We start from the raw sequence: 22746 nt of genomic DNA, 5'->3' as shown, positions 1-22746 counted from the left end.
AAAATTTTACTCTGGATTTTTCTAAGCTAGTATTTACTTGAGCTCCAGCGGTGTTCTGCTCTACGAGAGTCCAGGAACGTCCATCAAGAGCCGACGTTTTTGTGGGGGTAAAAGTAGGGGGAATCCGTTTCATGGCCAAAATCACCATCAAAGAACTCGAGTCGCTGACCGCCAATGATGCCGGCCGGATCCTCCGGGAGGATGGCAATCTCGCGGGTCGAATTTCCCTGCGTAAGGACGGCGTGTCGGTCAGCTTTTTCTATCGCTATCGGTGGGGCGACCAGAACAAAGAATACGCCTGCGGGTCCTGGCCACGCAAATCCCTGACGGACATCCGCAAGGCGCGTAACCAGGCTAGGGCGCTCATCGATGAGCAGATCAATCCCAACGAGCAGAAAAAAACCGCCAAGGCAAAGGCATACGCCGCAGCTAACGTAGAGGCCGAACATGCAATAACGACGAAGGTGCAAACGCTGACCGTCCAGGATCTGGCCAGCGCCTGGCTGTTGGATGGCGTCGCGCGCAAAGACGGCAATGCCGAGTTGCAGCGCCGTTTTAACAAGGACCTATTCCCGGCACTTGGCAGGACAGCGGTGAACAATGTTTCCGAACACGATGTTCGGGCGCTGATCCGCACCGTGGTCAACCGCGGCGCTCACCGTCAAGCCATCAGCTTCTTCGCCGACCTCAGCCAGATGTTCAGCTGGGCCAGAAAGCGCCAACCTTGGCGGGCCTTATTGGTTGAGGGCGATCCGACTGAGCTGGTCGACATCACCCCCTGATTCCTGCCGACTACGAGGCAGAAAGAAGCCGCATCCTTTCGCCAACTGAACTGTTGGAACTGCACAAGCGCTTCCAACAAATGACGACCGATTACAACGCCCTACCCGCCGGCCAAAAATATGAGGGCATTCGGCCGCTGAAGAAGGAGACCCAACTCGCGCTCTGGATCAGCTTGGGCACGCTGTGCCGGATTGGCGAGTTGCTGCAGGCCGAATGGAAAAATGTCGATCTGGACCAGCAGACCTGGTTCCTCCCCAGTGAAAACGTCAAAGGCACACGCGGCAAGAAACAGGACCACCATGTCTTCCTATCCCCCTTCACCCTGCATTTCTTTCAGGAACTCAAAACCCTCACGGGCGACTCTCGTTGGTGTTTTCCCAACAAACAGGATGATCAGCATGTGGACCTGAAAGTGGTGAGCAAACAGGTGGGCGATCGTCAGGCCTGGTTCAAAAACCGTAAGGCTCTCTCCAGACGGCGCCATGACGATACGCTGGTGCTGGCCGACGGCCAGAACGGTGACTGGACGCCGCATGACCTACGCCGCACGGGCGCGACCATGATGCAGGCCTTAGGTGTCAGCCTTGATGTCATCGATCGCTGCCAAAACCATGTGCTGGCGGGTTCTCGGGTGAGACGCCACTACCTGCATCACGATTACGCAGAAGAAAAGAGACGTGCGTGGAATCTGCTGGGCGATCGACTCAGTGCCGTACTGTCCTCAACCTACGAGCACCCGCCGGTCGAGTCGATGATGTCCTTTCCAGCGTACTTAATTACAGAGACGTGACAACCCTTATTGTCTGCGCCCCCCTAAAAAAGATGCAACTTCTGAAGGAGCGCAGATACAAAAATATCGACTTTGATCTCCCCTCAGCGATGCCCAACAAATTACGCACACACGAAATAGCCGCTCAAATGAGTGGCGTTTTTTGCGTATGCCTATGGGACGGGAAGCGAGACTCGCATAGAGGGTCTTACTCGATGAAATCCATAGGGATTTTTTTCCTAAGCGGTAAGACTTGATTTCGGGGGGCGGAACAAGGACCAAAAAAACTACCCCTTTGGGGACAGCATCAAACTGCCGATGCCGCCCCACGCGCTGTTACACCTTAACGATAGCGCTCAAGCCAGTGAGCGTAGGGTGCAGGCAACGTCCAGGACGCCTTTTCGACACCCAAATCTTTAGCCGCAAAGTACGCCCAGTGTGGATCGGCCAGGTGCGCACGCCCCACTGACACCAGATCGAGTTGCCCGGCCTGCAACGCCCCTTCGGCCAGTTGCGGCGTACCAAAGCCCCAGGCCGATGTCACTGGCAAACCGGCTTCGCGACGCACGCGCTCGGCGATTGGTCCCATGAACGCCGGGCCCCAGGGGATATTGGCGTCGGGCGTGGTGAAGCCAACGCTGACGCTCAGCAAGTCCAACCCACCGGCCTTGAAACGACGGGCAAGCTCGATAGATTCGCTCAGGGTCTGCTCGTCATGTCCGTCATATTCGATCACGCCGAAACGCGCGGTTAGCGGCAGGTTTTCTGGCCAGACTTCGCGAACTGCGGCGAGGGTTTCCAGCAGGAAACGGCTGCGGTTTTCGAAGCTCCCGCCATAGGCATCAGTACGTTGGTTGGAATGCTCGGAGAAAAAGCTCTGGGCCAGGTAACCGTGAGCGAAATGCAGTTCGATCCATTCAAAGCCTGCGTCACGGGCACGGCGGGCGGCATCGACGAAGTTCTGGCGAACACGGGCGATGTCTTCCAAGGTCATTGCGCGCGGGACGTTCGGCAGATGAGCACCGAAAGCGATGGCCGATGGTGCAATGGTTTGCCAAGCGCGGGCATCGGAAGCGGGGATATGGTCGTCGCCTTCCCATGGACGATTGGCGCTGGCCTTGCGGCCGGCATGGGCGATCTGGATACCGGGTACGGAGCCTGCGGCCTTGATAGCTTGCACCATAGGGACGAAGGCTTGCGCATGCTCATCACTCCAGATCCCCGCGCAACCTGGCGTGATGCGGCCTTCAGGCGCGACAGCGGTAGCCTCGACAACCAACAAGCCAGCACCGCCGCGGGCCAAACTTGCGAGGTGGACATGATGCCAGTCGTTGACGATGCCGTCGTTAGCCATGTACTGGCACATCGGCGGGATGGCGATCCGGTTGCGTAACGTAACGTCTTTCAGTTTGAAGGGTTCGAACAATGCAGACATGGGAGAGCTCCAGGAAACGAAGAGACAATTTCATTCGATTGTTCGATGTTAATCGAACTATGGTAATTAGCGATAGCCCTGTTATTATTCGAGTCATGCGAGCCTTCAAACACCCAAATACCGAAGACCTGATTCTCGAACGCGTGCTGTACGCTTTGAGTGACCCTGTTCGCCTGGAAATCGTTCGCTGCCTCGCAGGGGTTCTCGAGGCCAGTTGCGGCGAACTGGACGGGGGACGTCCGAAATCCAGCATGTCTCATCACTTTCGGGTATTACGGGATGCAGGGCTTGTACACACCCGTAGCGTGGGAACTACGCATATGAATTCGTTGCGTGCCGATTTGCTTGGCTGTCGGTTCCCCGGATTGCTTGAGAGCATTCTTTCTCAGCAGTAAACCAGACCTCAGGCAAATGCCGCCACTGGAAGCAACCCGACGATTGCAGCGGACGGCGGTGAAGCTTTTGATGGCCGATCAGCCGTACGCTCTCTCAGCCACTCTGTAAATTTTTTGATCGTCGAATGGACGCCCCCATGCAAGCAGACCTATTTCTGGCTCGACCCGAGGATCTAAATCTGCTTCCTTCGGATGGTGTCGTGAACGATTTCGGCATTGTCCTGAGTATGAAAGAAGCCGATGTTGTTTTATCACGCCTGATATCAGAGATTGCCTGGCTGGCCGATACCGCGCTCATCAATGGCAACGTCATCGAAACCAGGCGCCAAGTGGCGTGGTATGCAGACACCCCATCGCGCTACATCCATTCCGGTGTCCTGAGACAATCGTTGCCATGGGATGTCGAAATCCTCAACTCGCTCAGAGCCCAGGTTGAGCGCTTAACCGCAACGACGTTCAACTCGTGCTTGCTCAATCGTTATGAGGATGGCACCCAAGGAATGGGATGGCACAGCGACAGTGAGGCTAAGGGTGAGCACGCTGTGATCGCGTCATTGAGTCTGGGGGGAACTCGAAAGTTTGCCTTCAAACACAAGAGCTCCGGTGAGCGTAGGGAAATGGCTTTGCACCATGGACAACTGATCGTGATGCGAGGGGATACGCAACAATATTGGCTTCATGCACTGTCGAAAACCAACGCTGTGGTCTCCCCGCGTATCAGCCTGACGTTCAGACGGTTCCCGTAGTCTGCACGTTTTCAACTCATCGTCGCGCCCCACCGGCAAGCAGCCCCTCAGACCATCAGCTAGCTGCGTTGCCTTGGAAAAACGCTATTGTATAAACACTGCCAGTTTCTATAGAATCCGCAAAGCATTAACCAGCCGATTTCGAGCATCGCCAAGCCCATGACCCAAAAGCCCACCAAGTCCACGCCTGCCAAACCCCGCAGTCGCTCCTCGATTGGCGCGGTTCGCAGCCCGCAAAGCACCGAGGCCATCCTCGAAGCGGCCGCCGCTATTCTTGAAGAGCAAGGGTATCGGGCGTTTACCATGGACGCGCTGGTCGAGCGTGCCGGGTCAAGCAAGCCGACCATCTATCGCTGGTGGCGCAGCAAAGGCGCTTTGTTGAGAGATGTTTACGAGCGCGCCGCGTTGACTTTCGTCACCTCCCCCGACACTGGCAATCTAGAACAGGATTTGATTGTGCATTTGCGCTCGCTTTGGACTTGGTGGCGGTCGTCTAGCGCGGGTGAAACCCTCCGCAGTTTCTTCATTGAAATTCAGATGGATTCAAAGGCCATTGCGGAATTCCGAGAGGAATTTCTACCGCGTCGCGAACGTACTTTGCGCAAGATATTCGCCAGAGCAGTGAGCGCAGGAGAAATTGTCGACGGTCCTGCCGTAGAGGTTGCCGTGTCGATGCTCACAGGCATGTCCTGGTTGCATCTGATCACCGCGAACCTGGAAAATCTGGATGACATCGACAATTCAGTCGCGGTGATCGTCAAGGGCCTGAGAGTTCAATAGCCGTCAGAAGGCCTAGATCTTTTTTTGCCCATAACGACACTGACAGTGTTTATTGACTAAATCGCACTCACAACCCGCCATCTTTTCATTTCTGCCCGCCAGTCCTTACGCCAGAGAATACCGTTCATGAACAGTCGAAAAAATGAGGAGTTTACGGACGTGCGATCCAGACGCCCCTTTGCCGTCCAAGCGTCAGCCGCTGTCTTGCTGATCCTGCTTGCCGGTTGCTCTTTCAGCGACTTGAAGCCCCAGTCCAGAATGCTCTCACCCGGGGATGCCGGTGAAACCCTGGCCAATAGCGGCATCACGTTATCGCCAGCCGCTTGGCCAACCGAAATCTGGTGGACCAGTTTCAACGATCCGCAGCTCAACACTTTGGTTGAAGAGGCGCTCGCGGATAGTCCGACACTGCGCGCCGCCGCCGCTCGTGTGCACCAGGCCGGCGCACTGGAGGCCGTCGAAAGCGCCTCGCTGTTGCCACGTATTGACGCAGCGGCAAGCACCACCCGCGAACGCTTCAGTGCTAATGGCACTACGCCTGCGCCCGTAAAAGGCACCTGGCAAAACGTCGATCAGGCGACGCTGAATGTTGGCTACGAACTGGATTTCTGGGGCAAGAATCGTTCCGCCGTTGAAGCCGCCGTGGGCCGCCGACATGCGCTTGAGATCGACAGCCACGCGGCTGCGCTGATGCTATCGGCGTCCATCGTACAAACCTATATCGCCTTGCAGGACACTTATGAGCAACTTGACGTTGCTCAAGCTTTACTCGACCAGCAAGTCCACATCGAACAGCTGACACAGCAACGCTTTACCGCCGAATTGGGCACGCAAATTGATATCAAGCAATCCCAAGCCTCGCTGCCCGCCAGCCGGGCCAACATTGCTGGCCTCAAAGAAGTGATTGAGCTGAACCAGAACAAGCTCGCCTCTTTACTGGGCAAGGGACCTGACCGTGGACGCTCAATCGCCCGCCCCCACATGCAGGCAAGCAACACCATCGCGCTACCCAGCCATATTCCTGCCGAGCTGGTCGGGCACCGTCCCGATGTGGTCGCTCAACGCTGGCGCGTAGAGGCATCGGGGCATGAGATTGATGTGGCCAAAGCCCGTTTTTACCCAAACGTGAACCTCACGTCCTTTATTGGCCTGCAAAGCCTCGCGTTCGACACCTTCAACGACCACAGCAGTCGAATTTTGGGCTTTTCGCCGGCGATCAGCCTGCCCATCTTCGAGGGTGGACGCTTGCGCGGCAATTTGGATGCTCAGGATGCGGCTTACGACCTTGCCGTTGAAAACTACAACCAGACCGTCATCGATGCGCTACGTGACATCGCCGATCAACTGTCTTCGTTGCGTTGGTTAAAAGAACGACTGGCCCAACAACTCGAGGCGGTCAACACAGCCCAGGCCGCGTCCGATCTGGTCAACCTGCGCTATGGCGCGGGGCTGGCCACGTACCTGCAAGTGCTGGCCACCGAGAACGCGACACTGACCCAAAAAAGTCAATTGGTCGCGTTGCAATCCCGTGCGCTTTCTCTGCAAGCCAACTTGAGCCGGGCTCTGGGTGGTGGCTATCGCCCCGAGTTCTCCGCCACCCCCTGCACTCCCAACCGTAGCTGATAAATCATGACCACCCAAACGTCCTCCCCCGTCGATCCTGCTCACCCCAAAGCCTCCTATCGCCCTCAGTTGCTGCTGATCCTGGGCATTGTGCTGTTAATGGCGACCTTGGGCATCTGGTACCTGTTGGGACTGGGTACCGAATCTACTGACGATGCCTATGTGGACGGCAACATCGTTCAGGTGACCTCTCAGGTCAGCGGCACCGTGACGGTGATCAGTGGTGACAACACCGACCATGTCGATGCCCATTCGCCGCTGGTCACGCTCAATGCTGTGGACGCCGAAATCCAATTCGAGCGCGCTAAATCCAACCTTGCCCGCGCCGTACGCCAGGCGCGCACCCAGTATTACCAGGTGCAACAACTGGAAGCTGAAGTCAGCCAACGACAAAACGACGTAAACAAGGCCCAGGATGATGTACGCCGACGCAGTCAGCTTGCCGCCAGCGGTGCTGTTTCGCGTGAAGAGATTAGCCATGCCGAAGAGGTGCTTAAAAACGCCTTGGCGGGCCTGGACGGTACCCGGCATGCACTGGCGGTTCGCCTGGCCATGGTCGATAACACGACACTACGTACCCACCCCGACGTGCTGGTGGCTGCCGCTAATTTGCGCGATGCCTGTATTGCGCTGCACCGCAGCCAAATCTACTCGCCGGTTACCGGTGTAATCACCAAACGCAGTGTGCAGGTTGGTCAGCGAATCAATCCAGGCGTGGCCCTGATGTCGGTGGTGCCAATCGACCAGGTGTGGGTGAACGCCAACTTCAAGGAATCGCAGATCCAAGATTTGCGCATCGGCCAACCTGTGGTTCTGCGTGCCGATGCCTACAGCCGCAAGGTGATATTTCACGGTTCCATCGTAGGTCTGGATGCGGGCACCGGAAGCGCGTTTTCGTTGATGCCGGCCCAGAACGCGACAGGTAACTGGATCAAGGTGACCCAGCGCGTGCCCGTGCGAATCGCCCTGCAACCGCAGGAAATCGCCGACAACCCGCTGCGTCTTGGCCTATCCATGCGTGTGTCCGTTGATACCAACGACACCAGTGGGCAGGTGCTTAACAAGAAGACACCCGCGCAACCGGCCTACAGCACCAATATTTTTGAAAACGAGCTTAAGGACGCCAATGACGTTGTGGAGCAAGTGATCAGCGCCAACGATGACCGTGGCCAATATGCCAAGCATCTGAAACCTTGACGGGGTATTTCATGTACCGGAAAAACGCCGCCTTGTTGATCACAGTAGGGCTGCTATGCGCATTGGAGTATCTACAGGCCGGCATGATCGCCTTTGCCTCGGCCCCCATCCGCGGTGAGATCGACGCCAGCCCTGAAGAGTTCACGCTGATTGCGGCGCTCTATGCGTGTATCGCCGTGGTGGTTATCTCAAAACAACGCTGGTTGGTGGAACGGCTCGGCTGGCGCAACTTCATGCTGGGCTCCATCAGCATTTACGTGTTGGGGGCCTGCGTGTGCGGCGTCAGCAGTGACCTCACCACCTTCACCGCCGGCCGCGTGGTCATGGCGCTGGGCGGCGCATCGTTCATGACCTCTGCGCGACTAATGGTCAACTTACTCCCGCCGGGTCCCGGGCGATTCGTCGGGGTAAAAGTATTCGCCACTGGGCTGGCCATTGGCACGGCAGCGGCGCCCTTTCTTTCATCACTAGTAGTCGTCGAGGACACATGGCACGCGATCTTCTGGCTACTGATTGTCGGTGCGTCGGTAGCGGCCGTTCTCTGCACACGTTTTTTACCCAACATACCTATTCACGAGGATGACCGGACGCCCTCCAGCCCGGCGAATATTCTGTTGTTATCCGTCAGCACTTTCTTCCTGCTGTATGTGCTTCAGCGTTCCTACTACGATTTTTACAACGAGATGTTCATCCTCCTTACCTTCGCGCTGCTCGCCGCCTTGGGCGTGTACATCTTCTTCCACGCCGAACACGGTAAAGAGGCGCCCTTCCTTAAGGTCAAGGACTTGATGCAGTCTCGTTACATCCTCGGGGTTGCGTTGTTCTGCTTCACCTACATTGTGCTGGGCAGTAACAACTACATCTTGCCGTATTTCCTGCAAACGGCACTGGGTTATTCCTGGGACACCATCGGCACGTTCCAGGCCTTCGGCTTGGCTGGTGCGCTGTTGACATGGATCGTCATGGCTATCGTCATTCCAAAGTATCCAGCTCCGAAGAAGTTCTTCGTCGCGGGCTTCAGTGCCCTGATCTGCTTTGGCGTGTTGTTGTCATCTCTGACCCCCGACGCCAATATGTGGTCAAACATCCTGCCTGCACTGGTGCTTAACGGCTGTTTCGTGATGCTAGTACTCGCCACGGCGGCCATGCAAACCTTTCGCGATGTGACACACCATGACACGCTGTTCGCCCACGCCTATCAGATCAAAAGTATGCTGGCGCAGATTGCCATGGCACTTGGCACAACCGTTGCCACCTTGTTCCTGCAATGGCGCACCACTCTGCAATACAACAATCTCAACGGGCATTTCAGTTCAGGCGATCCGCTCTATCTGGAACAGACTCAACTGCTGGCTCAGGCACTCACACCTGCCGTAGGTGTGGGCCCAGCCAGTCAGATTTCGGTATCGACACTTGCCCAATCCCTGCACCAACAATCAACCCTGGTCGCAAGCATGGAGTACTTCTGGGCTGTCATCATAGTCGCCAGTATTGCACTGGTCGTATCCATGATGCAGAAGACCTTCAAGTGAGGTCTGCGGTGCGAACGCCTTGACGCTCAGCCCCTCGACTGGGACAGCATTCCATTCAGAATGTCGTCCTTATCGACAAAATGGTGCTTGAGCGCCACCAGCGCATGCCCGCCGACAAGCGCGCCGCAAAACCACGCGATCCAGGTATGGACGAGTGTGGCTAAATCATAGAGATCGGGATTGGGCGCAACCAATGGCGGCAATATGAACAGGCCGGCGACGAGAATGGGTTTCTCGGCCACCGAACTCCAGTACCAGCCCAACAGTGGTAAAGCCATCAGTGCAAGCGCATACAGAAGAATATGTCCCAGCGCTGCACCACGCCTCATCAGTGGGTTCATGCTCACCGGCAAGGCTGGCGGGCGCTTTAACAAACGCCAGAAGACTCGCACCACAACCAGAAAAAGCAAAGTGCTGGCCGTAGCCTTATGCAGAAAGGTCAGCTCATGATGTGGATTGAGTTCGTCACGCCAATGGGTGGCCAGAATGCCCACCCCCCAACTGCCGACCATATCAGGGCCATGCCCCAGTGCAACCACTTGGCAGTGCCGGTGTAGCCGTCGGTTTTTGATACCGTCATCGATTTATCCCTGCTTTCAAAGTACCTGATGCGTTTCGCCATAGGCGCGCGCAACGCGATCCTATAGGGCTTTCCAGCAGGGATAAACGCCGCGAAAATCGCCGCGGTGTAGAGAAAATCTCTACTGTTTAGCCAACGACAATGGGGCCGATGCGCGAACCATCGCTAAAGGGGAACGGTCAGTTTGAGCCAGTAAGCCTCCCCTTCCGGACGATTGCGCACCTCGTTCTCCTTCTGCCACTTTGCGGTCACGAACCAGCCAGCAGAACTGGCGTACTTGATCGAAGGACCGATGGCAAACGCGCGCCCCTTGTTGTCCTCAACGCGGTCACCGTCTTGATGATCGTCGGTGGTCTGGCGGTAGACGTAACCGCCTATCCCAACCACCCAGCCATTGCCGAAGCCCCAACCCAGGGAGTAGTCGGCATGCAACTCCTGGCCAGAGCGATAGTCAGTAGCGGCATTGCGCAGATTGAAGTCATACATCATCTTGATGTCGGCGTTCACCCCCGCAGGATCGACATACGAAAACGCCGCGATGGGTTCAAACGCCCAGTAGTTGCGGCCAATATTGGCCAGGTCACCGCGATCGTAACGCCCGGTTGGGGCGAAGACGTCAACTGCATAAATCGCGTGAAATTTTTCGCTGTAGTGATACCCCAGAGCCGGGCCAAAGATGATGTCCCCAAGCCCAGTTTTGTTTTGATGCTGGTCGTTGACCTCCACCCTTAGATCAACCAATGGAACGTTGACGTGAAATGCCAGCGCCCCGTCGAGAATTTTTTGCTCCGTGACCCAAATCAGCCTTGGCGCAATCACATCTGCACTCAAATGAAAGTCGTCAACCGCCCGCTGCCCTCGATTATCGAGAAGACGATCAGCGCGATAACTTTCAGCAAAAATTTGCCCATAAAACCCAGGCGGCGGCATGGCGCCGGTCATGTAGTTTTCCGCCCCCATAGGGTACGACGACCCTCCTCCTTCGGTGGCTTGCACCGCGGGCAAAAAAATTGCCAACGCGGATCCAGCCATCGCACAAGGAACATTTCTAAGGAGACTTACAGCTGCATAGGTATTTTTATTATTCATTGTCGCAACCATGGATTTGTTGAAGATACGCAGGCACCGCTTACCGCAACACAAGGTGTCGTCGTGAAGCAAAGAGTGTCGGTAACCGACTCCTAAGAGTCGGTTACCGTAGCCTGACGTCAGAATGGATAAGGTTGGTCGGAGGGCTCGACCGTGACCCACTTCACTTCGGTGAACTCTTCGATAACGGCGCTGCCGTCGAACCGGCCATAGCCACTGTTCTTCATGCCGCCGTAGGGTGCCTGAGGCTCGTTTTGCACGGTGGCACCGTTGATATGCACGCAACCGGCATCCAGCCGACTGGCCAGGTCCAGGGCAAGGCTGACATTGCGGCTGAAAATCGCCGATGAGAGGCCGAACGCTGTGTCGTTAGCGACTTCCAGCGCCTGCTCGGCGCCTTTGACACGCACCACCGTGGTGACCGGGCCGAAAGTTTCCTCATCGTAGATCTCCATCGCCGAGGACACTCGGTCCACCAGCGTCGGCGCCATTTGCGCTTGATCCGCCAGCCCGCCGACAACAAGCGTGGCGCCCTTGCCGATGGCATCGTCGAGTAACTGGTTGATGCGCTGCACGGAGCCCTGGGAAATCATCGGACCCACTACGCTGGCAGGGTTGGTCACCGGGTTACCTTGCTCAAGACCACGGATACGCTGCGCAAACTTCGCAACGAACTCGTCCGCCACGGCTTCGTCGACGACAAACCGTTCGGTCGACATGCAAATTTGCCCCTGGTACAGAAAGGCGCCAAACACTGCGGCATTGACTGCGCCATCCAGGTCGGCATCATCGAGCACGATAAACGGCGCCTTGCCGCCCAGTTCCAACAGGCAGCGCTTGAGGTGTTTCGCACAGGTCTGGGCAATCATCCGGCCGACTTTGGTCGAACCGGTGAAATTCACTCGGCGAACCGTGTCGTGGGCAATCAGCACTTCCGTCACGGCGCCGGCATCTTCGGGCGCAGAGATGATGAAGTTCAACACGCCGGACGGAAAGCCCGCTTCATAGAAGGCTTGCGCCAGTAGCTCATGGGTCCGCGGGCTATTTTCCGAGCCTTTGAAAATGACGGTATTGCCACACGCCAATGGGTAAGCGATCGACCGAGTGCCAAGGATGACCGGACCGTTCCACGGCGCGATGCTCAATACCGTACCGGCGGGTTGGCGCAGTGTTACCGATAAGGTGCCGGGCTTGTCGGTGGCAAGGGTTTCACCCTTGATTTGCGTTGTGAGTGCGGCGGCTTCACGGAGCAGGTTGGCCGAAGCCCCCACGTTGAACTGTGACCACAGCTGCGAAGCACCGATCTCTTCTGCCATGACTCTGCAGAAAAGCTCCATCTTGCTTTCCAGGACGTCGGCTGCCGCAAGCAGCAGACGACGGCGCTCGGTAGGGCCGACCTTCGACCATATTTTGAACGCCTGCTGCGAAGAAGCCGCAACACGCCGGGCATCTTCGACGCTGCACGCGGCGCCAGTGGTGACGACCTTGCCGCTGACAGGGTCGATCCGCTGATAGGTTTTACCATCCGAGGCATCTTGCGGGATATTGTCGATTACGAGCTGAACATTCATCTTGGGGTCCTTAAATGAGCCTGAACAATCACGACAAGTCGGTCTGGGCCGGCATGCGTAGAATCGGTTTGATCGTGATACCGCTTTCGCTGTCGGCCATCGCTTCATTGACCTGGTCAAACGCGTAGAACCGGCACAGCTTGTCAAACGGGAAGCGGCCTTGCAGGTGCAGGTCTACGAGGATGGGAATGAAGGCGTTAGCGACCACGTCACCCTGGACAATGCCCATGATTCGCTTGCCGGGAATCATTACGTCGTTGATGTTGAACGCCACCTCCGTGCCCATCTTCGTCGCCCCTACAATCCCGCACGTGCCCAGCGTGGTGAGCGCATCGATCGCTTGACGCAACACTTCCGCCCGCCCGGAGCATTCCAGGCTGTAGTTCACGCCGCCGCCAGTGATCTCGCGGATGCGCTGAACCGGGTCCTCTTCCCGGCTATTGATCACGTGGGTAGCGCCCACTTCGAGGGCCAGGCTCAAGCGACTCGGCGTGACGTCGACGGCGATAATGGTGGTCGCACCGGCAACCTTGGCTGCCATCACCGCGGCCAAGCCCACTGCGCCAGCACCGAAGGCGGCGAAGCTGGCCCCAGCCTCTACCTGCAAGGCCTTGAGTACCGAACCCGCGCCCGTCTGAATGCCGCATCCCAGCGGGCCGAGCAGTTCGAGTGGAGCCTGTTTGGAGACTTTCACGACATTGCGCTCGTTCGCGACGACGTAGGTCGAAAAGGAGGATTGGCCAAAAAAATGGTCATGTATCGGTGCATCGGTCGCACAGCTGCAGGTGGACGTACTGCCGTCGAGGCGCCCGCCGCCGAAGTTCAGCGGGTGCATATGCGAGCAATGCGCGGGGTGTCCTGTTTCGCAGGGCAGGCACAAGCCACAGGACATGTAGGTCATGACCACATGATCGCCAGGAGCGATGGTCGTTACCGCAGCGCCTACCGCCTCCACCACGCCCGCACCTTCGTGGCCCAAAATGATTGGCAACGGCGTTGGAAAGAACTGATCGCGAACGACCATATCGGTGTGGCAAACACCTGTAGCCACGACACGCACGCGGACCTCGTCGGCACGTGGAACAGCCAGCTCTGCGCGCTCGATCTGGAGCTTGCCACCGGCTTCACGCAACACGGCGACTTTTACTTCGATGGGTGAGAGAGTGCTTTGGGACATGTTTTTATCCTCTTTAATAAGTTTTTCTGGGTATGCAGCTTTGACTTACGCCTCTTGAAGAGCACGCGGGCGATTGCTCCGTTGCTCCGCCTCAAGGTTGGCTGCCGGGCGCAGCTGAAAATCGAATTTCATTTGTGCAAAACGTCCTGGCACTTGATGGGCCGCAGCCAAGGCTTGGTCATCGATGAATTGCACCTCACCGATCAATCCATCCCGCGTGGCGTAAGCGAAGTCATCCCAGAGGTATGCGTCGTTGGATAGGTTGATCTGCGTGGTCAAGTGTTCGTAGCCCGGGGCGGATACGAAAAAGTGGATATGCGCCGGACGCTGGCCATGCCTGCCCAATTGGTTAAGGCACTCCTGGGTCGGGCCATGAGGGTTACAGCCGTAGCCCGACGGCACGATACTTCTGGCGCGATAACGCCCTTCGGCGTCGGTCATAATGCGACGACGCAGATTGAATTCGGATTGGCTTTTATCGAAGTGGGAATAGTTGCCCTGGCTGTCGGCTTGCCACAGGTCTACCATGGCACCAGCGATCGGCTGCCCTTTCAAATCCAGGATCTGGCCCTCGACAAACATAGGCGTCGCAACATCATCTTCGGCACCATCATCCATACGGGCATAGCCCTGACTGAGCGGCGCGCCGGCTACATACAAAGGCCCTTCAATCGTGCGCGGTGTTCCTCCGGTGCGCCCGGCTTCGGCTTGCTTGGCATCGTTGAGCAGATCCAGAAAGTGCTCCACCCCCAGGCCCGCTACCAGCAGCCCTGCTTCGTTGCTTTTGCCGAGACGGTTGATGTATTCGACACCAGCCCAGAATTCATCATCACTGATATCCAGCTCTTCAATGAGTCCGGCGGTCTCTTGCAGGATACGTAATACGATTTGTTTGTTGCGCGGGTTGCCAGCGGCATTCTTCAGTCCTGCTGCTTCTTGGAACAGTTCAAGCATTTGTGCGGTATTGGAAATGCTGACGGCCATCAAGGTTTCACCTGTTTTTATTGTGGGTGTAGCGCACCAGCCTCTGGGAACTGGAGCATTGCAGGAACGCAATCAAATGGCCTCTGCCCACCCGAGTCGGGTGCGAGCCTCTGCCAGGTCCGATTGCATGTCGTGGTTCCACAGCCAGTCGAAACGACTGGCCAGGGTTGTCGACAGAAGGGGTTCTTGGTCTTCGACCTGACGGTCTCGAAACTCGTAGAGTTCGCCGGCTTCCCAGGACGTTCGCTGAACACGGCAGGCGCGAGGTCTGCGGATAGCGTCGTACACCTCAAGCACGCTTTGGGCATCACTTTGAAGCACCCGAGAGTCTCCCAGCAGTCGCGCGAGCAGCCAGGCATCTTCCAGCCCTTGCCCCGCCCCGGCCCCTTGGTGGGGGAGCATGGCGTGGGCAGCGTCACCGATCAGCCCTACGCGGCCATGGGTATAACCTGCAAGCTCTTCCAGTTCGTGAAGCGCCCAGAGGGTAGGTTCGGGAATGCACTCGAGCAGCACGCGAACGGCATCCCCCACTCGGAGAACGCTTCCAGCATCTGGGCCTGGCTGGTGCTTTTGACCCAAGGTGTGTCTTGCGGCCATACCGGGTTGGGATCGGTGCGATCAGAAACGAACGCAACCACGTTGATCAGTCGGCCCTGCTTGACCGGAAAAGTGAGGATGTGGGCGTCGAGCCCCAGGTACATTTGCGGGACGTTGATCAGGTGCTCATCAACACCCGCAGTGCGATAGGCGGCGCGCAGTTGCTCGCTGTCGATCATTCCCCGATAGGCGCAGGTTCCGCTGAATCGGGGCGCGACCAAAGGCTGACCCAGTCCCTGGAGTACATAGTCGCGAATCGAGGATTTGATACCGTCGGCGGCGATCAAAAGGTCGCACTGATAGTCCGTGCCATCAGTGAACTGAACGCTGACCCTGTCCCCCGTCTCATGGACACCAACCGCACGCTTGTCGAAGCAGGCGATACCTTCTGGCAATTGCTTGGCCAAGGCGTCGAGGAAATCTGCGCGGTGAACGGAAGACTGACCGACGCCTTGGGCAACGCTGGCACCGAGATAACCGGCATCGACGCCTCGACGCCATTCAAACCAGATGTCTTGCCACGGTTGCGGGGTGCGGTCAGCGATGAGTTCGTAGGGTTTGCCAATACCCAGTCCTTCGATGGCGCGGACGGCGTTCGCCCCAAAGGACACGCCTGCGCCGACCTCGCCAAAGGCGGGAGCAGCTTCAAATAATTTCACATCAAGATGTTGATGACGGCAAAGATCCAGTGCCAAGGCAACGCCAGCGATACCACCGCCAACAATGCCCACTTGCAAGACAGAATGAGGGCTACTCATGGAGGAAACCTTATGTGTTGTTTTTGGAATAGCCCGATCATGACTATTCACAAACCATTGATAAATGCCCTCAACCCCATACAAACTATCACCATCCTGAATACCAATTAACTTTCAAGAGCCGCCTCAAAGCCGAGAAAATTTGCGATGAACCTGCGTGAACTGGATCTAAATCTGCTGGTGATCTTTCACCAATTGCTGGTGGATCGGAGTGTTTCAGCTGCGGCCGAGAGCCTTGGGCTGACTCAACCCGCCGTCAGCAATGCGCTCAAGCGTTTACGGAACACGTTCAATGACGAATTGTTTGTGCGCACCCATCAGGGGATGCAGCCGACGCCCTATGCCGCTCAACTGGCTGAACCAGTCTCCCAGGCAATCAACCTGCTGCACGGCGCGATCAATCGCCATGACGAGTTCGATCCGACGACCAGCCAGAAGCGCTTTGTCGTGGCAATGACCGACATCGGGGAGATTTACTTTGTGCCACGGTTGATCGACGCCCTACTCAAACAGGCCCCCGGGATATCGGTCAGCACATTGCGCAGCAATGCCGAACTTTCCGAGAGTCTGGCCAATGGCGAGGTGGATCTGGCCGTCGGATTGCTGCCGGATCTACAAGCGGGCTTCTACCAGAGGCGCCTGTTCCACCATCGCTACGTGTGCTTATGCCGCAAGGACCACCCTCTCACTGAACAGCCCATGACACGGGAGCGCTTTTGCGAATTCGGGCATGTCCGGATCGTCGCCGCCAGCACCGGGCATGGAGAAATCGATACACATATGCAGCGGGCCGGCCTGCAACGCGACATTCGACTGGAGGTGCCACACTTCGTCGCTGTCGGCCATATCCTGCAGAACACAGACCTGATCGCCACGGTGCCCGAGCGTTTCGCTAACAGCTGCGCGGGCCCCTTCGGGCTGACGAGCCTGCCGTTGCCTCTGCCGCTTCCCGAGATCGCCATCAACTTGTTCTGGCACGGTAAATACAATCGGGACCCGGCCAACAAATGGTTCCGGCAACTGATGTTTGATCTGTTCAGCGATTGAGCGATGAAGGCTGACGGTGCTCACCTGGCGTCAGCCTGCATCACTGCAAATGCTCACACAGCTTGACCAGCTCATCGACCACGTACCTCACCTTCGGCCGTAGATGGGACACCTTTGGCCACACGGCATGCACATCGACAGCTTCCGGTTCATACACTTGCAGGACCTCCACCAGCTTGCCCGCTTCAATATCGTCCTGGAACAGGCTGCGTGGCATCTGGCACAACCCCGTGCCAGCGACTGCTGCGAGAATCATCGCTTCGCCGTCACCAATCTGATGGGTCGAGGGCGGCGCGTAACGTACGGTCTGCCCCGCTTGCATGACCCGCCACGACAACGGCTGGCCGCGTCGATGCCCGACAATACAACGGTGATGGTTCAGATCTTCCAGGGTCTGCGGAACACCAAAGCGTCTCAGGTAGTCGGGGGCGGCACAAATGGCCCAGCGTTGTCGGGTCAGCCGCCGCGCCACCAGACCGCTGGTGTCTTGCAGTTCTCCGAAACGGACCAACAAATCGATGCCCTCCTCGAACGGGTCAACGAGGTGGTCGGAAAACGTCAAGTTCAGTTGCAAAGCCGGGTACTTGTTGGCGATCTCAAACAGCAACGGGGCGACGACTCGACGACCGAATGCCACAGGAATGTCCACTCGCAGACGTCCGGAAGGTTCACCACCGCCTGGCCCCAGCCCGCTCTCTGCAGCGCCAATCTCCTCAAGTGCTGTAGAGCAAGCCGCGAAATAGGCCTCACCATCCGCGGTCAGGGAAATCCGGCGAGTGGTGCGATGAAACAGCTGCGTACCCAAGCGCTCTTCCAGACGTGCAATGGCTTTGCCTACAGCGGATTTTGACAGGCCCAAACGCTCGGCAGCCTGGGTGAAGCTCGTCGAGCGCGCGGCCACGACGAACGTGATGACGCCCTGAAACGAATCGATAGGAACCATGCCTGCTCTCCTATTGTAGAGTTTTAGTCTACCCAGATTATAGCTTGAGGCCGTTTATCGCCAGCACACTCAACAGTAGGATGGGTTCTAGAAAGACAACGGTGCACATCACGCACCTCTCTCCAGATCAATGCCCCAAGAGGACACCATCATGCCCGTCGTACGTGTGAGCTGGTTCGAAGGTAAAGAACACGCACAAAAAGCCGCTGTTGCCGCAGACATCACCGAAAGCATCGTTAAACACACTGGTACAGATGCCAACTATATCTACGTCATTTTTGAAGACGTTGCGCCTTCGGATTGGGCTGGCGCCGGCAAACTATTCGGGGACGCGCCCGAGAAATCCTGACCCCCCATCAGCACCGAATACATCGGCTTGACCAGCGATGCATTCTCAACAGGCTTCTTATGAAGCCTCTGACGGAAGAGCTATCCATGCACCCACATGTCTCCTGCCTGTTCTCCCTCGCTGTAAAACCCGAAGAGTTTCCAGAGTTCAAGGCGCTGATCGCGAACATCGTGGCAGCCACCCGCGCCGAGCCTGGCACGCTGGTTTACGAATACAGCGCCAACGAAGACAACAACACCGTTCACATCCTTGAACGCTATAACGCCGATGCCGTTGTCAGCCACGTAGACACCACCTTCGCACCGTTCGGCAAGCGCTTCCTCGAGCTGTGCACCGTTACGAGCCTGGTGGTCTACGGCACGCCGGACGCAGAAATCCGCAAACGCCTGGACCCGTTCGGGGCGGTGTACATGACCCCCTTCGACGGTTTCAGCCGCTGAGTCCAATGACGGCGCAGGCTTGACGGCAACAACGGGCTGCGCCCCTCCCACTTCCCGCACGGAGATCACAATGTCCGGTATTGCTGAAGTTATTAAGTCCCGAATTTCCGCCAACAGCTACGACACAGAACGTCAATTGACCGATCAACAGATCGCTGAGCTGATCGATCTGGCAACACACGCCCCCTCTGCCTTCAACCTTCAGAACTGGAAGTTCCTGGCCGTGCGCAGCACCGAAGCCAAGGCACGATTGCTGCCGTTGGCTTTCGGTCAACAGAAGATCATGGATGCAGCCGTGACCTTTATTGTCTGTGGCACCCTCAAGCCCCATGAAACACTGCCGGCAGCCCTGAAACCGACACTCGATGCCGGCATCATTGACCAGACGATCTACGACATGTGGGTGGGCGCGGCTCAAGGCATGTACCAGAAAAACCCGCAGCTGCAACGCGACGAAGCGATCCGCTCAGGCTCACTGGCCGCGATGACCTTGATGCTGGCAGCCAAGGGCCAGGGCTTGGTTTCTACCCCCATGATTGGCTTCGACCAGGCGGCTGTGGCCAAAGAGTTTGCGCTCTCGGACGTGGAAATTCCCGTCATGTTGATTACCGTTGGTTATCCTGGCGCAACCAACTGGCCGCAAAAGCCTCGTAAAGCTGTCAACGACGTGCTGCTGTTCGTATAGGCCCATGGCGCGAACGCTAGCCTGGCCAGGCAAAGCCTGGCTTCGCTAGCGGCGGCCGCTCGCTTCACAACCAAGACCTGCCTGGGACATTGAAAGACGACCGTTATGTCCAAATCGCCCTCTTCGTTACGCGCAATACTGATCGCTGCCTGCCTGGGGTTTCTTGTCGTTCAACTGGATGTCAGCGTGGTGAACGTCGGCCTTGGCGCCCTCAAGAGCGCGTTCGGAACCGACCTCACAGGCTTGCAGTGGGTCATCAACAGCTACGCCTTACCCTTTTCTGCCTTGCTGATCCTTGGCGGCGCATGGGGCGACAAGTGGGGGGCAAAATCGGTCTTCGCAACGGGCTTCGCTATCTTCACCCTCGCCTCCGTCGGCTGCGGCCTCGCCGACAGCATGACCATACTGATCACGATGCGGGTCGTGCAGGGCATCGGCGCGGCCTTGCTCATACCGACCTCACTGACCCTGATTCGCGTGTCATTTCATGACCCCAACGCCCGTCGTTCAGCCGTGGCGCTTTGGGGCGCCTGTGGGGGTATCGCACTGGCTGCCGGCCCCGTAATCGGCGGCTTGATGATCGAGTATTTCGGCTGGCGAAGCGTATTCCTGCTTAACATTCCGATCGGCCTATTGGCCATCGGGCTGATCCTTCGTTACGCCCCCGCGTCCCCTCGGGTTGATAAGCAGGTCGATATTCCCGGCCAAATCAGCATTGTCATTTGCCTGGCCTCGCTGACTTATGGCTTAACCGAATCCAGTGCCAAGGGTTGGGTCAGCGAAACACTTACAGCAATGGCGATCGCCGTCACCTGTGCGCTGGCCTTTATTGTGATTGAACGTCGGGTAAAACATCCGATGCTGCCCACTAGCCTGGCCACAAACAAAGTGCTGGGGAGCATGGCGCTCGCAGGCGCAGCGATCAACCTGACCTTCTATGGAACGGTCTTTGTTTTCAGCATTTACTTTCAAACATTCCTGCATTACGACGCGTTCAAGACCGGCCTGTCGTTTATACCGCTGACCGCGGTGCTGACACTCTCAACCATGCTCTCGGCAAGGTTCGCCAAGCGGTTCAGCGCCACGCGTATTATCACGACGGGTTTCACGATTCAGATCATCGGGTTCATCGCCCTGTCGCAAACCACTCCACACACCTCGCTGTGGCAGCTCAACGGCGCGCTCATGCTCGTGGGTATTGGCAGCGCGATGTCTGTCCCGTCCATTACCAACTCGATGCTCTCGTCGGTGACCCAGCACGATGCAGGTATCGCCTCGGGCTTGATGGCCTCTGCCAGGCAACTGGGCGGCGTGATCGGCGTTGCCGTTTTCGGCACACTGATCGCCCACTCTGACGAGGCATCGTTCTCCTACGGAATGTCGAAGGCCATGCTGCTCTCTGCGTTGACCTTGCTCATGTGCATCGGCGTGAATCTGTACGTTTCCCGCCAAACCCGGGTGCCGGCGCCGCAGTAAAAGCCAACTGGCGCTGGCGCCACGGCAGCCCCGGCGATCACAGCTCATCACCTGGGGTTATCTGTAAATCCTTAAAATGCGCGACGGTCCCGGACTCGATCCAAATACCGACACCGCCGCGCTGTTCAGCGCCAAACTTGAGATCGTTCACAATAAATGCGGGCTTTTCTTTATGGTCGAGATACAAGCTGGCTTTGGATCCCTTGACGACTAATTTCATGTGTATCCATCGCCCAAGCTCGATATCCGCATAAGTCTCATATTTTTCGGGTGACTCTTTACGCAACTGGTCAAACCTGAAATCTGGAAAACCTGCGTATTGTACGGAGTGGTTTCGCCTTATCTGATCGTCGGCCTGACTATTGGTCGGGCGCAGGTAGATGCTTTCGAAGCGGGCCTGACTGTCGATACGAAAAGAAACGCCAATAAAGCCCCTGGCATAGGCCGGCGCGTCTGAAGCAAGGTCACTGGCAACATCAACTTCAATTGACCCGTCTTTGAAATCAACGGGTAGCCAAGCCATAAAGTCCCTATCCAGTAACCGCTCTTTGGCCTCGTCCTGGTAGGAAGACGTTGGCATTTTGATTTCCAGAGCGGCCTGGCCTCGGTAAACGCTTTCAACCAGCGAGACACCTGAAAGGCAAAATTCACTGGAATGTGAGTATTGGGTATTTACCACTTCATCAGCCATTACGACCCCAACAGATACCGCGAGAAAGGCAACTAACGCATTCAACATCAGGAGATCAACTCTGCAAATCACTGAGTTCCAGCCATCAAAAAAAGACCCGATGGAAAGAGACTTTTCATCGGGTTCTTCGCGAACGTTTAACGGCTGACTACGCGATAACAACGCCTAGAACATCAATCACCGCGTCACCACCTGGGCAGGTGTCACTCAGACGATATCGTCGACTACCCCGCCATCTACCCGGAGCGCCGCCCCGGTGGTGGCTGATGCCTGCGTCGAGCAGACGTAAATGATCATGTTCGCGACTTCTTCGACCGTGGCAGCGCGCTGGATGATCGAACTAGGTCGATGCTGCATGACGAATGCTGACGCCACCGACTCGAGTGATTCTCCGGTTCGCTCAACTTCTGCGTTCAGCATTTCAGCAACGCCATCGGATAGCGTCGGTCCGGGGAGCACGCTATTCACGGTTACGCCACTTCCCGCAACTCGCTTGGCTAAACCACGCGCCAAGGCCAATTGTGCTGTCTTCGACACGCCGTAATGAATCATGTCCGCGGGAATGTTGCGTGCCGATTCAGACGCGACAAACACCACTCGCCCCCAACCACTCTCAACCATCGCCGGTAGCAACGCTCGGCTTATACGCACACCCGACATCACGTTGGTTTGCCAGTAGTTGTTCCAAACCTCATCGCCAGCCTCAAAGAAATCCTGTGGCCCATAGATGCCCGCATTATTAACCAGGATGTCGATACCACTGAGGCCCGACAACAGCGCCTCGACCCCTTCCGAGGTGCTCAGGTCTGCAGCGACACCCGTGACAACGGCTTCAGGCACCGCTGCCAGCAGACGAGCAACCGCATCGTTTACAGAATGTTGACTCCTTCCGTTGATGACGACGGCTGCGCCGGCTTGCGCGAGCCCTTTGGCCACCGCAAAACCAATACCGCCAGTGGATGCGGTTACTAAGGCGCGTTTCGTGTTCAGTTGGATATTCATCATTACTCCGTCAAGAATGAGCGGGCATTTCTACCCTTCAGTAGCCCCTACGGCGACGTAGAAAACCAAGGTGACACTCTATTGACTGATCACGCGC

At 57.0% G+C, this 22746-nt stretch carries 20 protein-coding genes and 2 pseudogenes; 12 read left to right on the top strand and 10 right to left on the bottom strand.

Annotated features, from left to right (window positions below; genetic code table 11):
- The first annotated feature begins 131 nt into the window (after nt 1-131).
- Nucleotides 132-1573, top strand: a pseudogene (locus RHM58_RS20470) (tyrosine-type recombinase/integrase).
- Between the two features lie 322 nt (nt 1574-1895).
- Here RHM58_RS20470 and RHM58_RS20465 read toward each other — a convergent pair.
- A complete protein-coding gene (locus RHM58_RS20465; protein WP_322268009.1) occupies nt 1896-2987 on the bottom strand; it encodes an NADH:flavin oxidoreductase/NADH oxidase in 1092 nt (363 codons plus the stop codon).
- A gap of 59 nt (nt 2988-3046) precedes the next feature.
- Between RHM58_RS20465 and RHM58_RS20460 the strand changes: the two genes are divergently transcribed.
- From RHM58_RS20460 to RHM58_RS20435, 6 genes are all read left to right on the top strand, one after another.
- Nucleotides 3047-3382 carry an ArsR/SmtB family transcription factor gene (locus RHM58_RS20460; protein ID WP_322270874.1) on the top strand — a complete coding sequence of 112 codons (336 nt, stop codon included), beginning with the start codon at nt 3047-3049 and terminating at the stop codon, nt 3380-3382.
- Between the two features lie 137 nt (nt 3383-3519).
- Nucleotides 3520-4128: an alpha-ketoglutarate-dependent dioxygenase AlkB family protein gene (locus RHM58_RS20455; protein ID WP_201062435.1), complete on the top strand. Its 609-nt coding sequence runs from the start codon at nt 3520-3522 to the stop codon at nt 4126-4128.
- Between the two features lie 159 nt (nt 4129-4287).
- The gene (locus RHM58_RS20450) at nt 4288-4908 is read left to right on the top strand and encodes a TetR/AcrR family transcriptional regulator (protein WP_134101573.1); all 621 of its coding nucleotides are present in this window, start codon (nt 4288-4290) and stop codon (nt 4906-4908) included.
- A 159-nt stretch (nt 4909-5067) separates the two neighbouring features.
- Nucleotides 5068-6531 (top strand): efflux transporter outer membrane subunit, encoded by a 1464-nt coding sequence (locus RHM58_RS20445; protein ID WP_322268008.1) that lies wholly within the window; start codon nt 5068-5070, stop codon nt 6529-6531.
- A 6-nt stretch (nt 6532-6537) separates the two neighbouring features.
- On the top strand, nt 6538-7728 hold the full coding sequence (locus RHM58_RS20440) for an efflux RND transporter periplasmic adaptor subunit (protein ID WP_322268007.1): 1191 nt from the start codon (nt 6538-6540) through the stop codon (nt 7726-7728).
- A gap of 11 nt (nt 7729-7739) precedes the next feature.
- Entirely contained in the window at nt 7740-9260 is a 1521-nt protein-coding gene (locus RHM58_RS20435) for an MFS transporter (RefSeq protein ID WP_322268005.1), read from the top strand.
- A 26-nt stretch (nt 9261-9286) separates the two neighbouring features.
- Here the strand turns inward: RHM58_RS20435 and RHM58_RS20430 are convergent, their stop codons facing one another.
- The 6 genes and pseudogenes from RHM58_RS20430 to salA all read right to left on the bottom strand — a co-directional run bounded on the left by RHM58_RS20430 (nt 9287) and on the right by salA (nt 16016).
- Nucleotides 9287-9772, bottom strand: a complete 486-nt coding sequence (locus RHM58_RS20430; protein WP_322268003.1) for a cytochrome b — start codon at nt 9770-9772, stop codon at nt 9287-9289.
- 233 nt (nt 9773-10005) lie between these two features.
- Nucleotides 10006-10929: a transporter gene (locus RHM58_RS20425; RefSeq protein ID WP_416195265.1), complete on the bottom strand. Its 924-nt coding sequence runs from the start codon at nt 10927-10929 to the stop codon at nt 10006-10008.
- A gap of 119 nt (nt 10930-11048) precedes the next feature.
- Nucleotides 11049-12500, bottom strand: coding sequence for an aldehyde dehydrogenase (locus RHM58_RS20420; protein WP_322268002.1), 1452 nt, complete (start codon nt 12498-12500; stop codon nt 11049-11051).
- A 28-nt stretch (nt 12501-12528) separates the two neighbouring features.
- Nucleotides 12529-13677 (bottom strand): NAD(P)-dependent alcohol dehydrogenase, encoded by a 1149-nt coding sequence (locus RHM58_RS20415; RefSeq protein ID WP_322268001.1) that lies wholly within the window; start codon nt 13675-13677, stop codon nt 12529-12531.
- Between the two features lie 45 nt (nt 13678-13722).
- Complete coding sequence (gene catA / locus RHM58_RS20410; protein ID WP_322268000.1) at nt 13723-14661, bottom strand: catechol 1,2-dioxygenase; 939 nt, start codon at nt 14659-14661, stop codon at nt 13723-13725.
- A gap of 72 nt (nt 14662-14733) precedes the next feature.
- Nucleotides 14734-16016, bottom strand: a pseudogene (gene salA, locus RHM58_RS20405) (salicylate 1-monooxygenase).
- A 147-nt stretch (nt 16017-16163) separates the two neighbouring features.
- Here salA and RHM58_RS20400 point away from each other — a divergent pair.
- Nucleotides 16164-17063 carry a LysR family transcriptional regulator gene (locus tag RHM58_RS20400; protein ID WP_201021262.1) on the top strand — a complete coding sequence of 300 codons (900 nt, stop codon included), beginning with the start codon at nt 16164-16166 and terminating at the stop codon, nt 17061-17063.
- 40 nt (nt 17064-17103) lie between these two features.
- Here RHM58_RS20400 and RHM58_RS20395 read toward each other — a convergent pair whose 3' ends face one another.
- Entirely contained in the window at nt 17104-18006 is a 903-nt protein-coding gene (locus RHM58_RS20395) for a LysR family transcriptional regulator (RefSeq protein WP_322267998.1), read from the bottom strand.
- A 151-nt stretch (nt 18007-18157) separates the two neighbouring features.
- On the opposite strand from RHM58_RS20395, the gene RHM58_RS20390 reads away from it, so the two are divergent.
- The 4 genes from RHM58_RS20390 (at nt 18158) to RHM58_RS20375 (ending at nt 20956) form a co-directional block, all read left to right on the top strand.
- A complete protein-coding gene (locus tag RHM58_RS20390) occupies nt 18158-18355 on the top strand; it encodes a tautomerase family protein (RefSeq protein ID WP_166675881.1) in 198 nt (65 codons plus the stop codon).
- An 86-nt stretch (nt 18356-18441) separates the two neighbouring features.
- The gene (locus RHM58_RS20385) at nt 18442-18795 is read left to right on the top strand and encodes a putative quinol monooxygenase (RefSeq protein WP_322267997.1); all 354 of its coding nucleotides are present in this window, start codon (nt 18442-18444) and stop codon (nt 18793-18795) included.
- Nucleotides 18796-18865: 70 nt separating this feature from the next.
- Nucleotides 18866-19480: a nitroreductase family protein gene (locus RHM58_RS20380; protein WP_322270872.1), complete on the top strand. Its 615-nt coding sequence runs from the start codon at nt 18866-18868 to the stop codon at nt 19478-19480.
- A gap of 105 nt (nt 19481-19585) precedes the next feature.
- Nucleotides 19586-20956: an MFS transporter gene (locus RHM58_RS20375; RefSeq protein WP_322267996.1), complete on the top strand. Its 1371-nt coding sequence runs from the start codon at nt 19586-19588 to the stop codon at nt 20954-20956.
- A gap of 37 nt (nt 20957-20993) precedes the next feature.
- On the opposite strand, the gene RHM58_RS20370 is transcribed toward RHM58_RS20375, so the two are convergent.
- Both RHM58_RS20370 and RHM58_RS20365 read right to left on the bottom strand, forming a co-directional pair.
- Nucleotides 20994-21695 (bottom strand): hypothetical protein, encoded by a 702-nt coding sequence (locus tag RHM58_RS20370; RefSeq protein ID WP_322267995.1) that lies wholly within the window; start codon nt 21693-21695, stop codon nt 20994-20996.
- 159 nt (nt 21696-21854) lie between these two features.
- Nucleotides 21855-22649 carry an SDR family NAD(P)-dependent oxidoreductase gene (locus tag RHM58_RS20365; RefSeq protein ID WP_322267994.1) on the bottom strand — a complete coding sequence of 265 codons (795 nt, stop codon included), beginning with the start codon at nt 22647-22649 and terminating at the stop codon, nt 21855-21857.
- Between the last annotated feature and the right edge of the window lie 97 nt (nt 22650-22746).

This window comes from Pseudomonas sp. 10S4 (genome assembly GCF_034344865.1).
In the GTDB taxonomy this organism is placed as follows: Bacteria; Pseudomonadota; Gammaproteobacteria; order Pseudomonadales; family Pseudomonadaceae; genus Aquipseudomonas.
This window is presented reverse-complemented; position numbering and strand designations above follow the sequence as displayed.

Excerpts from the sequence above, each read along its gene's own strand:
- RHM58_RS20465 (WP_322268009.1), bottom strand. The coding sequence starts at position 2,987 with ATGTCTGCATTGTTCGAACCCTTCAAACTGAAAGACGTTACGTTACGC.
- RHM58_RS20460 (WP_322270874.1), top strand. The coding sequence starts at position 3,047 with ATGGTAATTAGCGATAGCCCTGTTATTATTCGAGTCATGCGAGCCTTC.
- RHM58_RS20455 (WP_201062435.1), top strand. The coding sequence starts at position 3,520 with ATGCAAGCAGACCTATTTCTGGCTCGACCCGAGGATCTAAATCTGCTT.
- RHM58_RS20450 (WP_134101573.1), top strand. The coding sequence starts at position 4,288 with ATGACCCAAAAGCCCACCAAGTCCACGCCTGCCAAACCCCGCAGTCGC.
- RHM58_RS20440 (WP_322268007.1), top strand. The coding sequence starts at position 6,538 with ATGACCACCCAAACGTCCTCCCCCGTCGATCCTGCTCACCCCAAAGCC.
- RHM58_RS20435 (WP_322268005.1), top strand. The coding sequence starts at position 7,740 with ATGTACCGGAAAAACGCCGCCTTGTTGATCACAGTAGGGCTGCTATGC.
- RHM58_RS20430 (WP_322268003.1), bottom strand. The coding sequence starts at position 9,772 with ATGGTCGGCAGTTGGGGGGTGGGCATTCTGGCCACCCATTGGCGTGAC.
- RHM58_RS20425 (WP_416195265.1), bottom strand. The coding sequence starts at position 10,929 with ATGAATAATAAAAATACCTATGCAGCTGTAAGTCTCCTTAGAAATGTT.
- RHM58_RS20420 (WP_322268002.1), bottom strand. The coding sequence starts at position 12,500 with ATGAATGTTCAGCTCGTAATCGACAATATCCCGCAAGATGCCTCGGAT.
- RHM58_RS20415 (WP_322268001.1), bottom strand. The coding sequence starts at position 13,677 with ATGTCCCAAAGCACTCTCTCACCCATCGAAGTAAAAGTCGCCGTGTTG.
- catA (WP_322268000.1), bottom strand. The coding sequence starts at position 14,661 with ATGGCCGTCAGCATTTCCAATACCGCACAAATGCTTGAACTGTTCCAA.
- RHM58_RS20400 (WP_201021262.1), top strand. The coding sequence starts at position 16,164 with ATGAACCTGCGTGAACTGGATCTAAATCTGCTGGTGATCTTTCACCAA.
- RHM58_RS20395 (WP_322267998.1), bottom strand. The coding sequence starts at position 18,006 with ATGGTTCCTATCGATTCGTTTCAGGGCGTCATCACGTTCGTCGTGGCC.
- RHM58_RS20390 (WP_166675881.1), top strand. The coding sequence starts at position 18,158 with ATGCCCGTCGTACGTGTGAGCTGGTTCGAAGGTAAAGAACACGCACAA.
- RHM58_RS20385 (WP_322267997.1), top strand. The coding sequence starts at position 18,442 with ATGCACCCACATGTCTCCTGCCTGTTCTCCCTCGCTGTAAAACCCGAA.
- RHM58_RS20380 (WP_322270872.1), top strand. The coding sequence starts at position 18,866 with ATGTCCGGTATTGCTGAAGTTATTAAGTCCCGAATTTCCGCCAACAGC.
- RHM58_RS20375 (WP_322267996.1), top strand. The coding sequence starts at position 19,586 with ATGTCCAAATCGCCCTCTTCGTTACGCGCAATACTGATCGCTGCCTGC.
- RHM58_RS20370 (WP_322267995.1), bottom strand. The coding sequence starts at position 21,695 with ATGTTGAATGCGTTAGTTGCCTTTCTCGCGGTATCTGTTGGGGTCGTA.
- RHM58_RS20365 (WP_322267994.1), bottom strand. The coding sequence starts at position 22,649 with ATGAATATCCAACTGAACACGAAACGCGCCTTAGTAACCGCATCCACT.